The 13488-nt window shown below is 64.0% G+C and carries 12 protein-coding genes and 1 pseudogene; 9 read left to right on the forward strand and 4 right to left on the reverse strand.

The window, feature by feature from the left end:
* Nucleotides 1-79: 79 nt before the first annotated feature.
* A complete protein-coding gene (purM, locus tag MB84_RS19745) occupies nt 80-1126 on the reverse strand; it encodes a phosphoribosylformylglycinamidine cyclo-ligase (protein ID WP_046292997.1) in 1047 nt (348 codons plus the stop codon).
* A gap of 146 nt (nt 1127-1272) precedes the next feature.
* Here purM and hda point away from each other — a divergent pair, with 146 nt between their 5' ends.
* The 6 genes from hda to panB all read left to right on the forward strand — a co-directional run bounded on the left by hda (nt 1273) and on the right by panB (nt 6404).
* Complete coding sequence (gene hda / locus MB84_RS19750; RefSeq protein WP_046292998.1) at nt 1273-1983, forward strand: DnaA regulatory inactivator Hda; 711 nt, start codon at nt 1273-1275, stop codon at nt 1981-1983.
* A gap of 133 nt (nt 1984-2116) precedes the next feature.
* Nucleotides 2117-2797 carry a histidinol-phosphatase gene (locus MB84_RS19755; protein ID WP_039400993.1) on the forward strand — a complete coding sequence of 227 codons (681 nt, stop codon included), beginning with the start codon at nt 2117-2119 and terminating at the stop codon, nt 2795-2797.
* Nucleotides 2794-4329, forward strand: coding sequence for a polynucleotide adenylyltransferase PcnB (gene pcnB / locus MB84_RS19760; RefSeq protein WP_046292999.1), 1536 nt, complete (start codon nt 2794-2796; stop codon nt 4327-4329). The genes MB84_RS19755 and pcnB overlap by 4 nt, the downstream gene beginning before the upstream one ends.
* The gene (gene folK, locus MB84_RS19765; RefSeq protein ID WP_046293000.1) at nt 4329-4841 is read left to right on the forward strand and encodes a 2-amino-4-hydroxy-6-hydroxymethyldihydropteridine diphosphokinase; all 513 of its coding nucleotides are present in this window, start codon (nt 4329-4331) and stop codon (nt 4839-4841) included. The genes pcnB and folK overlap by 1 nt, the downstream gene beginning before the upstream one ends.
* The gene (locus tag MB84_RS19770; RefSeq protein WP_046293001.1) at nt 4838-5494 is read left to right on the forward strand and encodes a deoxynucleoside kinase; all 657 of its coding nucleotides are present in this window, start codon (nt 4838-4840) and stop codon (nt 5492-5494) included. The genes folK and MB84_RS19770 overlap by 4 nt, the downstream gene beginning before the upstream one ends.
* A 91-nt stretch (nt 5495-5585) precedes the next feature.
* Nucleotides 5586-6404, forward strand: a complete 819-nt coding sequence (gene panB, locus MB84_RS19775; RefSeq protein WP_046293002.1) for a 3-methyl-2-oxobutanoate hydroxymethyltransferase — start codon at nt 5586-5588, stop codon at nt 6402-6404.
* A 62-nt stretch (nt 6405-6466) separates the two neighbouring features.
* Here panB and MB84_RS19780 read toward each other — a convergent pair whose 3' ends face one another.
* The gene (locus MB84_RS19780; RefSeq protein ID WP_046293003.1) at nt 6467-7834 is read right to left on the reverse strand and encodes a sensor histidine kinase; all 1368 of its coding nucleotides are present in this window, start codon (nt 7832-7834) and stop codon (nt 6467-6469) included.
* On the reverse strand, nt 7831-8493 hold the full coding sequence (locus MB84_RS19785; protein WP_046293004.1) for a response regulator transcription factor: 663 nt from the start codon (nt 8491-8493) through the stop codon (nt 7831-7833). Before MB84_RS19785 ends, MB84_RS19780 begins: the two co-directional genes overlap by 4 nt.
* Nucleotides 8494-8688: 195 nt before the next feature.
* Between MB84_RS19785 and MB84_RS19790 the strand changes: the two genes are divergently transcribed.
* The 3 genes and pseudogenes from MB84_RS19790 (at nt 8689) to MB84_RS19800 (ending at nt 11526) form a co-directional block, all read left to right on the forward strand.
* The gene (locus MB84_RS19790) at nt 8689-9489 is read left to right on the forward strand and encodes an ABC transporter ATP-binding protein (protein WP_046293005.1); all 801 of its coding nucleotides are present in this window, start codon (nt 8689-8691) and stop codon (nt 9487-9489) included.
* Between the two features lie 11 nt (nt 9490-9500).
* Nucleotides 9501-10409 carry an ABC transporter permease gene (locus MB84_RS19795; RefSeq protein ID WP_046294027.1) on the forward strand — a complete coding sequence of 303 codons (909 nt, stop codon included), beginning with the start codon at nt 9501-9503 and terminating at the stop codon, nt 10407-10409.
* 88 nt (nt 10410-10497) lie between these two features.
* Nucleotides 10498-11526 (forward strand): annotated as a pseudogene (locus MB84_RS19800) (ABC transporter substrate-binding protein).
* 11 nt (nt 11527-11537) lie between these two features.
* Here the strand turns inward: MB84_RS19800 and MB84_RS19805 are convergent.
* A complete protein-coding gene (locus MB84_RS19805; RefSeq protein WP_046293006.1) occupies nt 11538-13484 on the reverse strand; it encodes a chorismate-binding protein in 1947 nt (648 codons plus the stop codon).
* Between the last annotated feature and the right edge of the window lie 4 nt (nt 13485-13488).

The raw sequence follows: 13488 nt of genomic DNA on the forward strand, positions 1-13488 counted from the left end.
GCCCGGCAAAATCCGTCCCCAAATAACAAAAGCCCGCCGAATCTCCGGCGGGCTTTGTGCATTCCTGACGACGAATGTCTTACGACACGATCGTTTGCGCTTCGCCTTCCTTGCGCTCGCGGATCGCGCCCAGACGGTAGACCGTCTCGCCCGAGGCTTCGAGGTGCTTGACCGCAGCATCCGCGTCGGCAGCCGACACGATCACCGCCATGCCGATACCGCAGTTGAACACGCGGTGCATTTCGGCGTCGGCTACCTTGCCGTGCTCCTGCAGCCACTGGAACAGCGGCGGAAGCGTCCAGGCGTCCTGCTTGATGTCGGCCGTCAGATGATCCTGCAGCACGCGCGGGATGTTCTCGACAATGCCGCCACCCGTAATGTGGGCCATGCCCTTGACCGTCAGCGTTTCCATCAGTGCGAGCAGCGGCTTGACGTAGATTCGCGTCGGGGCCATCAGCACGTCGCGCAGCGGCTGGCCGTGGAAGTCGGCGTCCAGATCCGGCTTGGCGACTTCGATGATCTTGCGAACCAGCGAGTAACCGTTCGAATGCGCACCCGACGAGGCCAGACCCAGCACCACGTCGCCCGGGACGATCGACTTGCCGTCGATGATCTTGCTCTTCTCGACGGCACCGACCGCGAAACCGGCCAGATCGTACTCGCCGTCCGGGTACATGCTCGGCATTTCCGCCGTCTCGCCGCCGATCAGCGCGCAACCGGACAGCTCGCAACCCTGAGCGATGCCCTTGACGACCGTTGCGGCCGTGGCCACGTCCAGCTTGCCGCAGGCGAAGTAGTCGAGGAAGAACAGCGGCTCGGCGCCCTGCACCAGAATGTCGTTCACGCTCATGGCGACCAGATCCTGGCCGACCGTGTCGTGCTTGTTCAGCGTGAAGGCCAGCTTGAGCTTGGTGCCCACGCCGTCGGTCCCCGAAACGAGCACCGGCTCCTTGTAGCGCTTGGGCACTTCGAACAGTGCGCCAAAGCCGCCAATGCCGCCCAGCACGCCGTCGCGCAGGGTTTTCTTGGCAAACGGCTTGATCGCTTCGACCAATGCGTCGCCCGCTTCGATGTCGACGCCAGCGTCGCGATAGGAAAGGCCGGAAGTTTCGTTAGGGTGTGACATGACGGGAATGCATCAAGGTTCGGTAAAATGCGATTTTACCCGATGCGCGTGTCCTTTCGGCACGCAAAGCGGATATCGGACGCCAGGAATACCCGGCGTGCCCTGTAAACCGTACTCTGCCGGCCTTTAGCCGGCTTTCTTCGTTCGTGATTCAGCAACTGTATCTCGACCTCGGCACCCCGCCGCCCGCGACGTTCGACAATTTTATTGTCGGGCCCAACCGCGAGGCGGCGCAGACGCTTGCCGACCTTCCCGCCGAACTCTCGTCGGGCACGGCACGCGACCGCGGCATCTACCTCTGGGGAGCTGTCGGGTCCGGCCGCACCCATCTGATGGAGGCCCTGTGCCACGCCATGGGGCCGAGCGCGCGTTATTTGCGTCCCAACAGCCCGCTGGCCGCCTTCACGTTCGACGACGCCAGCACGGTCTACTGCGTGGACGACAGCGACAACCTCTCGCCCACCCAACAAATCGCCGCCTTCAATCTGTTCAACGAGACCCGCGCCCGTCCGCACTGCGCGTTCGTGGCCGCCGGCTCACAGCCGCCGGTCGACATGCCCTTGCGCGAAGATCTGCGTACCCGCCTCGGCTGGGGTCTCGTATTTCACATTGTGGGATTGGACGATGACGGCAAGAAGCAGGCGTTGCAAAACGCCGCACGCGAGCGTGGATTGCAACTGGCGGCGGACGTGCCGGCCTACCTGCTCACGCACTTCGAGCGCGATATGTCGAGCCTGATGGCCTTGCTCGACCGGCTCGACCGGTTTTCGATGGAGCAAAAGCGGGCGGTGACGCTGCCGTTGCTGCGCCAGATGCTCACCCACACCGACCCGGCCCCGCCGGACGGCAAACCCTGAGTGGTGGCCGATCGGACACATCATCACATGAGGTACCTCTCGGTAACGTTCGATACCCGTTCCGCGCAGGTGCCAGCCCTCTCAATCACCGAACGACATTAGACGGCCTTTCGCTTCAGGTAAAATTCGCGCAATGACCAATTTAGCTCTCTTCGATCTCGATCACACCCTGCTGCCGACCGACAGCGACAAGGAATGGGGCCGTTTCCTCGTGCGCCAGGGCGCGGTCGAGCGCGACTCGTACGCGCAGGCCAACGAGGCCTTCTATCAGGACTACCGTGCAGGCCGGCTCGATATGCCGGCCTATCTGCGTTTCTGCCTCGCCCCGCTCGCGCGCTATCCGCGTGACCAGCTCGACGCCTGGCATGCGCAGTACATGGAAGAGTCGATCCTGCCGCACGTGCGTCCGGAAGCGCTCGAACTGCTCGACATGCACCGCAAGGCGGGCGATCTGTGCGCCATCGTGACGGCGACGAACACGTTCGTCACCCGCCCCATCGCCAAGGCCTTCGGCGTCGACCATCTGATCGGTACCGAACCGGCAACCGTCGGCAACGATCCGAATGCGCGTTACACCGGCGAGTACGTGGGCACGCCGAGCTTCCGCGAAGGCAAGATCACCCGCACCGAAGCGTGGCTCGCCAGCCTCGGCAAGACCTGGGGCGACTTCAACCACGCCTTTTTCTACAGCGATTCCGCCAACGACGTCCCCCTGATGGAGAAGGTGAACCATCCGGTGGCAACGAACCCCGATGAGGCGCTGCGCGAAATCGCACTGGCGCGTCGCTGGCCCATTCTCGAGTTGTTCCAGTGATCCGCAAATTCATCAAAAAGCTGCTCGGCAAAGACGGCCAGACCGAAGGCAGCGCAGGTAGTCTGCCGCCCGGCACGCCGGTCGTCATCCCCGTATCCGTGCACGGCATCGATCCGACGCTACAGTCGAAGAACGCCGTGCGCGTGACCGACACGTTGCAGCAAGCCGGGTTCAAGGCCTTCGTCGTCGGCGGCGCGGTGCGCGATCTGCTGCTCGGCATCGCCCCCAAGGACTTCGACGTCGCCACGAGCGCCACGCCCGAACAGGTCCAGCGCCTGTTCCGCCGCGCCCGCATCATCGGCCGCCGCTTCCAGATCGTTCACGTGCAATTCGGACAGGAGATCATCGAGACCTCTACGTTCCGGGCGTTGGTCGAGGCGGTCGATAGCGAGCAAATCGGTGCGCGTCGTCCGAAAAAGGGTGAACTCGATCGCAAGACGCACGTCACCGACGAATCGGGCCGCGTGCTGCGCGACAACGTGTGGGGCGAGCAGGACGAAGACGCCGCCCGGCGCGATTTCACCGTCAACGCCATGTATTACGATCCGGCGACGCAGACGGTGCACGACTATCACCGCGGCTTCGAAGACATTCAGAAGCGCGTGCTGCGCATGATCGGCGATCCGGCCACGCGCTATCGCGAAGACCCGGTGCGCATGCTGCGCGTGGTGCGCTTCGCGGCCAAGCTCGGCTTCAAGATCGACGCAGCGACGGCCGAGCCGATTCCGCAACTCGCGCCGCTGATCGACAACGTGCCTGCGGCGCGTCTGTTCGACGAAATGCTCAAGCTGCTGCTCTCGGGTCACGCATGGGCTTGCGTGCAGCAACTGCGCTCGCAGGGCCTGCATCACGGTCTGCTGCCGTTGCTCGACGTGGTGCTCGAGCAGCCGCTCGGCGAGAAATTCGTCACGCTCGCGCTCGCCAATACCGACGCACGCATTCGTGCAGGCAAGCCGGTGTCGCCAGGCTTCCTGTTCGCGGCGCTGTTGTGGCATCTGGTGCTCGAGAAGTGGCAGGCGTATCAGAGTGCTGGCGAATATCCGATTCCGGCGCTGCATCTCGCCATGGACGACGTGCTCGACGCACAAACCGGCAAGCTGGCCATCCAGCGCCGTTTCGTCGCCGACATGAAGGAGATCTGGGGCTTGCAGGTGCGTCTGGACAAACGCGTGGGCCGCACGCCGCTGCGTCTGCTCGAACATCCGCGCCTGCGTGCCGGTTACGACTTCCTGTTACTGCGTTGCGAGTCGGGTGAAGTCCCGGCCGAAGCCGGACAATGGTGGACGGACTTCCTGGAAGGCGACTCGGTCAAGCGCGACGAACTGCTGTCGCAAGGTAGCGGATCGTCGGGGTCGACGCCTGCTGCGAAGCGTCGCCGTCGTCGTCGCAAGCCCTCGGGCGGACGGGGCGGTGAAGGTGGCGAAGGCGGTGGCAGTGGCAGCAGTAGCGAGGGCGGCGGTGGTGAGAACGCTACCAGCGAGAATCATGGCAAGCGGGTATCATCGCGACAGCATGGTTCCGAAGGTGCTTAATGACTGTTGCCTATATCGGGCTCGGCGCAAATCTCGGCGACGCCCGCCAAGCGATTAAGGACGCCATCGTCTGCCTGGCGCAGCAGATCGGCGTCACGATCATCGGCAAATCCGACCTGTATCGCACCGCCCCCATCGAGTCGAGCGGTGACGACTATCTCAACTGCGCTGTCGCCGTCGAGACGAGTCTGAGTGCCCGCCAGCTACTCACCCTGTGCCTGAAGATCGAGTTGCATTTCGGACGTGAGCGGCCTTACAAGAACGCGCCGCGCACGCTCGATCTCGATCTGCTGGTGTACGGCGACGAACGCATTGCCGAACCCGATCTGATCGTGCCGCATCCGCGTCTCGCGTTGCGTGCCTTTGTGCTGCATCCGCTCGCGGATATCGCCCCCGAACTCGACATTCCCGGCGTGGGACGCGTCAGCGCCCTCTTGCCCCACGTTGCCGATCAACGCATCGAACGTGTTGCTCAGGGCTGCTGCCCGACCAAACGGGTGTGCACCTCATGAGATCGCCGGTGCTCGGGCGATTTCGCTATCTCGCCGTCGAGGGTCCCATCGGCGTTGGCAAGACGTCGCTCGCGCAGCGGCTCGCCGATGCCGCGGGTGCCGACCTGATGCTCGAACAACCGGCGCTCAATCCCTTTCTCGAACGTTTCTATCGCGACAGCGCGCGTTATGCGTTGCCCGCGCAATTGTCGTTCTGCTTGCAGCGTGTGGATGAGGCGACGGAGATTGCGCGTCGCGAGATCGACGGCAAGCCGATCTTTACCGACTTCCTGCCCGAGAAGGACGGCCTGTTCGCGCGCCTCACACTGTCTGCCGACGAGTTGGAGTTGTATCGCAAGCTCGTGGCGCACATCGAGCGTCCGCACCGTGCGCCGGACCTGGTGATTCGACTGCAAGCGAGTCCCGAAACGCTGTTCTCTCGCATCCAGAAGCGTGCGATTCCGATGGAACAGCAGATTCCGGACACCTATCTGCGCGCGCTGTGCGACATCTACGGCGAATTCTTCTATCATTACGCCGCTGCGCCGGTGTTGACAGTCGACACAGAACAATTCGACCCGGCGCACGACGACAGCGACTTCGCCCTGCTGGTCGAACGCATCGATCAGATGCGCGGGCGCAAGGAAGTCTTCGTCAAGGGCGCTCGCCTCTGACCGCTGACCTCTCACGCTCCGCCTGCCGCTGCGCCCCTGGCGCATCCGTCGCATCTGTGCTGCCCGCGAACCCTCCTGAACCGAGGCTGACATGAGTTATCTGCAAGAATCCAACCGCAAGGCCGTGACCGTCCCCGGACTTGCCCAGATGCGCGCACGTGGCGAGAAGATCGCCATGCTCACCGCTTATGACGCAAGCTTCGCCGCGCTGCTGGACCGCGTGGGCGTCGACGCCATTTTGATCGGCGACTCGCTGGGCAACGTGATTCAGGGTCAGCGCACCACGCTGCCCGTCACGCTGCGCGACATCTGCTATCACACGGAATGTGTGGCGCGCAGCGTCGAGAAGGCGCTCGTGCTGGCCGATCTGCCCTTCGGCACGTTCGGTACGAAGGAGCAGGCGTATCAAAGCGCCGTAGCCGTCATGCAGGCGGGTGCGCAGATGGTCAAGATCGAAGGCGGCGCGTGGCTTGCGGAGACGGTGCGCTTTCTGGTCGAGCGCAGCATTCCGGTGTGCGCCCATCTGGGCCTGACGCCGCAATCGGTGCACGCGTTCGGTGGCTTCAAGGTGCAGGGTCGTGAAGACGCGGCGCAGGTGCAATTGCTTGAAGACGCACGCGCGTTGCAAGCGGCCGGTGCTCAACTCGTGGTGCTCGAAGCAATTCCCGCAGCGCTTGCCACGCGCGTGACGCCGGAACTGCCGACGATGCCGACCATCGGCATTGGCGCCGGTGTCGATTGCGACGGTCAGGTACTCGTGCTTCAGGACATGCTCGGCGTGTTCCCCGGCAAGTCGCCGAAGTTTTCGAAGAACTTCATGGACGGCCAGCCGAGCATCGCAGCGGCGATCGAAGCTTTCGTACAAGCCGTGAAGCACAGCACGTTCCCGACGTTGGAACATAGCTTCTGAGATCGGATGCAGGCAACGTCCTTCAGGACGAGAAAAAAGCGGCTCAGCGATGAGCCGTTTTTTTATGCCGCGACGGGCAACGTCAGAACGACGGCAAACCCCTCACCTTCGACATGCTCGAAGCTCATATGCCCGCCGTGGGCATGCACGACCTCCGCGACCATCGCCAGCCCCAGGCTTGCGCCTTCGCGTCCGTCCGCGCGCGATGAGAAGGGGGAACGCACGCGTTGCCACTCCTGCTCGGGGATGCCCGGTCCGTCGTCGAAAAATCGCAAGCGCCACTGATCGCCGACACGCATCACGTCCACGTGCAGACGATGCGGCGCGCCATAGGCGAGCGCGTTGACCAGCACGTTCTTGATCGCCTCACGCAAACTCAATTCGTCTCCGACGATCATGCACGGCTCGTCGGGCGCGTGGAGCGCGACGTCGATATCGCGCGTGGCGTACGACAGCGTCTCGCGCATCGCCGTTGGCAACAGCTCGTTCAGATCGACGGGGGTTGGCGCGACGCTCTCCGCCCGATGCTGCACCATCGCGTGATTGATCAACTGATGAATGAGTCCGCCCAGTCCGCGCGCCTGCTTCTGAATGCGAGCGATGTGCGTCTGACGCGCCGCCTCGTCCTGCGTCTGCGTCAGCATTTCCGCCTGCGCCGTGAGCGCAGTCACCGGCGTTCGCAGTTGGTGCGCAGCGTCGCCGATCACGCGACGCATCAACGCGCGCGACGTCGCCAGCCGCTGCATGAAGTCGTTGATCGCGCCGACAAGCGCCAGCGTTTCCGCAGGCACTGTCACCGCAAGCGGCGCCAGGTCGTTCGGATCGCGCGCGCGTATCGCCCCTTCGATTTGCTTGAGCGGCGCGAGCGCCTGACGCAACGTCCACAACGCGGCGAGCATCGTCAGCACACCGGTCGCAATCGTGATGAGCAACGTGTTGTCGGCCAGCCCGCGCGTGAAGCGTTCGCGCGCATTCTGCGTGTGTGCCAGCGCGACCACCGCCCACGGATGCGGTGACGTCACGGGCATGCGCCGTCCCACGATGGCAATGCGGATCGGCATCTCCTGATATGTGCCGTCGACCACGATGGGGCCGTCGGCGAGCTTGTCCCACGGAATCGGGGGACGAAATTCGGAATCGCCCGCCACGGAGCGGCCGTTCGGATCGAGCACGGTGTAGAAGATCTGATCGCCGGGGGCGAGCGCAGAAAAGGCCGCAAGCGGAACATCGACGTTCACTTCGCCGTTCTGGTACCAGGTGTTCTCCGCCACCTGCAAGGCACTGCCGAGCAACCAGCGGTCGTAGGCCCGGTCGACGGCGGAGCGCGTCGAGAACCAGATGCCCAGCAGCACCGCAACGACGGCGAACGCCAGCACCGCGCCCATGCGGATGACCAGACGCAGGTAAAGCGAGCGGCCGGGGACGATCATGACAGCACGAGTTGGTAGCCCAGCCCGCGCAGCGTGCGAATCTGGAATTGCGCGCTGGCCAGTTTCTTGCGCAGACGGGCGACGTATTGCTCGATAGCGTTCGCGTTCGGTGCGGGCTCGTCGCCGTACAGACGATCCATCAATTCGTCTTTGCCGAAGATGCGCCCCGGGCGTGCGGCGAGAATTTCGAGCAGCGTGACTTCACGGCGCGTTAGTTCGATAGGCTGGCCGTCCACTTCGACGCCGCGACTCTTGCGATCGAGCGTGAGATTGGCGCAGGTCAGACGATTGGTCGCGTCCTGCCCCGTGCGGCGCATCAACGCGCGCACACGCGCTTCCAGCTCGCGGAAATCGAAGGGCTTGGTGAGGTAATCGTCCGCGCCGAGATCGAGCGCACGCACGCGCTCTTCGATCTCGGCACACGCGGTGAGCATCAGCACGCGCGTGGACAGGCCGCGCTCGCGCACGCGCCTGAGCAACTCGAATCCGTCGACGTGCGGCAGCATGACGTCAAGGATCAGCAGGTCGTAATCGTCGCCGATGCGGCTGGCGGCAACCGCCCCGTCCGTCTCGCAATCGAGCGCGTGGCCAAGCCGACGCAATTGCGTGGCGATCGCTTCGGCGACATCGGCGGTGTCCTCCACCAGCATGATGCGCATGGTCTTCTCGTCTCCTGATCGTCCTGAAGCTTTCTTCTTCTGAGCGCGATTGTCTCGGAAATCCCGGTGGTCCACCTCAGTGTTTCCCCTGAATTCGGGCCGTGACGCGGCGCAATGTCAGGTTCGCTACAGCTTCGCTACTTAGTATCGAGCCGACTACAAAAAAGCACTATCGCATTCTTCAGGAGACACGCAATGCACAACGCCCCCCATGCGGGCGCTGCGGGGACGACTTCGCCCGCAGTGCCGCCATTGCTCGAAATCGACGCCGTCACGCTGCAATACAAGACCGACGATTATCTCGTCACCGCCGCCCAGCAGGTGAGCTTCAACGTCTACCCGGGCGACCGCTTTGTGCTGCTCGGCCCGTCCGGTTGCGGTAAATCGACGTTGCTCAAGGCCATCGGCGGTTATCTGCCACCGGTGAATGGCGAAATCCGCCTCAAAGGCCGCACGATCACCGAACCCGGCCCGGACCGCATGACGGTGTTCCAGGAGTTCGACCAACTCCTGCCGTGGAAAACCGTGCGACAGAACGTGGAGTTCGCGCTCACGGCCAGCGGCCGTCTCAAAGGACGTGAAGCCGCCGAGCGCGCCGCCCACTACATCGAGAAAGTCGGTCTGGCAAAGTTTATCGACAGCTATCCGCACACGCTCTCCGGCGGCATGAAGCAGCGCGTGTCCATTGCACGCGGCATGGCCATGGAGCCGGACGTCCTGCTCATGGACGAACCGTTCGCCGCGCTCGACGCCCTCACCCGTCGCAAGATGCAGGACGAATTGCTGCGTCTGTGGGACGACACGCGCTTCACGGTGCTGTTCGTCACGCACGGCATCGACGAAGCCATCCGCATCGGCACGCGCATTCTGCTGCTCTCGCCGCATCCGGGTCAGGTCAAGGCGGAGCTCAACAGCATTGCCCCCGAACACCTCGGCACGGCGCATCAGAGCGCGCTTGAGAGCCGCATCGATCAACTGCTGTTCGCGACCCACTGAGGATGACGGCCATGAATGCTATTCCTTCGCAATCCGCCACGTCGGCGTCTTCCGCGCCCATCGAACCCGTCTATCGCCCGGAGTTCGTGCTCGAACCGGTGCAGGCCGAACTGTCGTCGATCCAGCGCCCGCTCTCCACCTTCGAGACCCTTTATCGCCTGAGCTGGCTGCGCAAGACCGTGATCCTGTGCGTGCTCGCCATCATCTGGGAAATCTACGGACGCTGGCTCGACAACGCCCTGCTGTTCCCGAGCTTCACCGACACGGTCGCCGCGTTTGCGAGCGGTCTGACGAGCGGCGTGTTGCTGCTGCGCGCGGCGGTCTCGCTCAAGACGCTGCTCATCGGCTACGGCATCGGGATCGCGCTCGCTGCGGTGCTCACCACCGTCGCCATCAGTTCGAAGATCGGCAACGATCTGCTGGAAACGCTCACCGCGATGTTCAACCCGCTGCCCGCCATCGCCTTGCTGCCGCTGGCGCTGATCTGGTTCGGACTGGGCAACGGCAGCGTGATCTTCGTGCTCGTGCACTCGGTGCTGTGGGCCGTGGCGCTCAACACGCACAGCGGGTTCCGGGGCGTGTCGAAAACGCTGCGCATGGTGGGCCAGAACTACGGGCTGAAGCGCTTCGCGCTGGTGCAGCACGTACTGATCCCGGCGGCGTTCCCGAGCATTCTCACAGGCCTGAAGGTGGGTTGGGCGTTCGCATGGCGCACGCTGATCGCTGCCGAACTCGTGTTCGGCGTGTCGTCGGGCTCGGGCGGCCTCGGCTGGTACATCTTCGAAAACCGCAACTCGCTGGAGACGGCGAACGTCTTCGCCGGGCTGTTCTTCGTGATCCTGATCGGGCTGGCCGTCGAGAACCTGCTGTTCGCCCGCATCGAGAAACGTACGTTGCACCGCTGGGGTATGCAGCACTGACACTCGGAGCGGGCCGGATTTTCGGCCTGCTCCGATTGACGCCCTTTTTCATGGGCATGAATAATTCGAACAACACGGAGACAACATCATGAACCGACGCAATCTTGCCCGCTGGGCGAGCGCACTCACGCTCGCTGCGACGACCGCCCTGTCCACGCTCGGCAACGTGGCCCACGCCGAAGCGAGCACCGTGCGCCTGTCGCATGGCTACGGCATTCTGTATCTGCCGCTGATGGTCATGCGCGATCAGCACCTCGTGGAGAAACACGCGAAGGCGCTGGGGCTGGGCGACGTGAAGACGACCTGGACCATTCTCGACGGCGGCAACGTCATCAACGACGCGATGCTTGCGGGCAACCTTGATGTCGCAGGCACGGGCGCACCGGGTTTCGTCACGCTCTGGTCGAAAGCGCACGGCATTCCGCGCTCGGAGGTGATCGGCCTGTCGGCGCTGTCGACCGGTCCGCTCTGGCTCAATACGAACAATCCGAACGTCAAGTCGCTCAAGGACTTCACGTCGAAGGACAAGATCGCGATTCCGGGCATTAAGACGTCGCTCTCTGCCGTGCTGCTGCAAATGGCCGTGGCCAAGACGTTCGGCATCGAGAACTACGCGAAGCTCGACCCGCAGACGGTCAGCCTGAGCCATCCCGAAGCCGTGAGCGCGCTGCTCTCGGGCAAGACGGAAATCACGGCGCACTTCACTTCGCCGCCGTTCTCGTATCAGGAACTGAAGGATCCACGCATCAAGCGCGTGCTGAATTCGACGGACGTGCTGGGCAACATCACGATCGACGTGGTGTTCGCGCCGAAGTAGTTCACCGTCCAGAATCCGAAGCTGGTACAGGCCATTCTGGCGGCGCAGGAAGAGGCGGCGGCGTACATCGCCAAGGATCACGTGGGCGCGGCGCAGACGTTCCTTCGTGTATCCAGGATCAACCTGCCGCAAGCGGAGATCGAGCAGATGCTGGCCGACCCCGGTCTGCAATTCACGACGACGCCGAACGGACTGATGCAGTACGTCGAGTTCATGAGCCGCGCGGGCACGATCAAGACACGTCCGGCGAAGTGGAGCGATCTGTTCGTGCCGCAGATGGCAACGCGTCAGGGAAGCTGAGGGGGTTAGGGTTAGGGATAGCGGCGCGTCGATGGGGTTGGCGCAAGAATCGTCGCCGGTAGTGCACCGCGCAGCGCATTGCATACGACGATGGCCTGCGCACCGAGTAAGTCGTCGCGCGTAACGACCGCCTCGACGGCGGCCCACGACGGGTCGTCCAGCAGCACGCTGCGCATCACGCCGGGCAGCACGCCAGAGGACAACGGCGGCGTCATCCAGATGCCGTTACGTTTGACGAACACCGTGCTGCGCCCGCCTTCGGTCAATTCGCCGCGGTCGTTGAAGAACAGCACGTCGAACGCTCCTTGCGCTTCGGCTGCTTTCCAGGCGGCGTCGTAACGCGCGCGCACCGTGGTCTTGTGACGTAGAAACAGATCGTCTGCGCGGGTGGTTTGAGAGGCATCGGCCAACAGTACTTTCACCGCGTCGCCGTGCAACGGTGCAAGCACACCGTGCGTGATCGCCGCCGTGCCGTTATGAGACAACGCGAGGCGTACCCGATGGATGTCCTCTTCGCTCAGCGCTGCGACCACCGCGTCGAGCTGTTCGCGCAATGCCGCTTCGTCAAACGTGAAGCCGAAGTACTGCGCAGACTTGCGCAAACGCGACAGATGCCGTGCAAGATGGGCGACACCGCAGGCGCGCGTCGCCTGCATCGTCTCGAAGAGTTCGAAGCCCGGATCGAGCGCGCTCAGGAAGCGCGCCTTCAGTCGGCACTCGTCGCGCTCTTCGTCCGCCTTGCTATCCAGCACGATTCCCGCGCCGACACCCAGACGTCCGCGACGCATGCCGCTCGCGCCCGGCGCATCGAGTTCGAGCGTGCGGATCGCGACCGACATGCAGAAGTCGCCCAGCGCCTGCGGATCGTCACTGCGCGCGTCGAGCCAGCCGATGGCGCCGGTGTAAAGACCGCGTGGCGACGTTTCCAGCGCACCGATCAACTGCATCGTCCGATGTTTCGGCGCGCCCGTAATCGAACCGCAGGGGAACAAAGCGCGCAGCACTTCAGCCATCGAGGTCGTGTCCGGCAACGTTGCCGTGACCGTCGACGTCATTTGCAGGACACTGGCGAAGCGCGTCACTTCGAAAAGCTTCGGGACTTTAACCGAGCCGGAGGTCGCGAGACGCCCGAGATCGTTGCGCAGCAAGTCCACGATCATCAGATTCTCGGCGCGATTCTTCTCGTCGGCGGCGAGCGCGGCGCTACGTTGTGCGTCGATGGCGGCATCGCCGCACGCGGGCGCCGTTCCCTTCATCGGACGCGCCTCCACCTGCCCCCGCGAATGGCGCAGGAACAACTCGGGCGATAGCGAAAGGATCGCACGACCGGCAATGCCTCGCGCGCCGGGCAGCATCACGAGTGCGCCATACGGCACCGGCTGACGCGCGCGCAGGCGGCGATACAACGCGACCGGCGAGCCGAACGCGTCGAAATTCAGACGGTACGTGTAGTTGATCTGATAGCACTCGCCTTGTGCGAGCCATTCGTGGATGCGGGCGATGGCGTCGTCGAAGGCGGCGTCGCTCACGTCGCTCTGCAATGCGCCGATGCCCGCAACGCCAGGGTTGGCGGGCACATCGCTGTCACCGTTGTCCTGCCCGGCGTCGGCGTCGCCTCCGGCGTCCACCCACTCCTGACGCGCCAGCCACGCCTGCGTCTGCGCCGCGTCGAGCCGCTCCATCCCGGAGAACAACAGCGCGCGGAACTGGCCCGGCGCACGGCGCGTCGCGACCGTATGCACGCCACCGAGGCGCACGCCGAATTCGTAATCGACCAGCAGCACGGCGTGCAGCCCGCAACGCGTGGCGTCTTCCACTTCGCGGAGCGCGTCGGAAAGCACACCGGGCTCGTCGCAAGTTACCTCGCGCACGAGCCCGGTATACAGACGCGCCCCACTGGCCGGATCCGCACTGTCGTCCAACAGCGCGAATGCGGCCAGGGGCACTTCACTTTGCATGGAA

The sequence above is a fragment of the Pandoraea oxalativorans genome (assembly GCF_000972785.3).
Lineage (GTDB): Bacteria > Pseudomonadota > Gammaproteobacteria > Burkholderiales > Burkholderiaceae > Pandoraea > Pandoraea oxalativorans.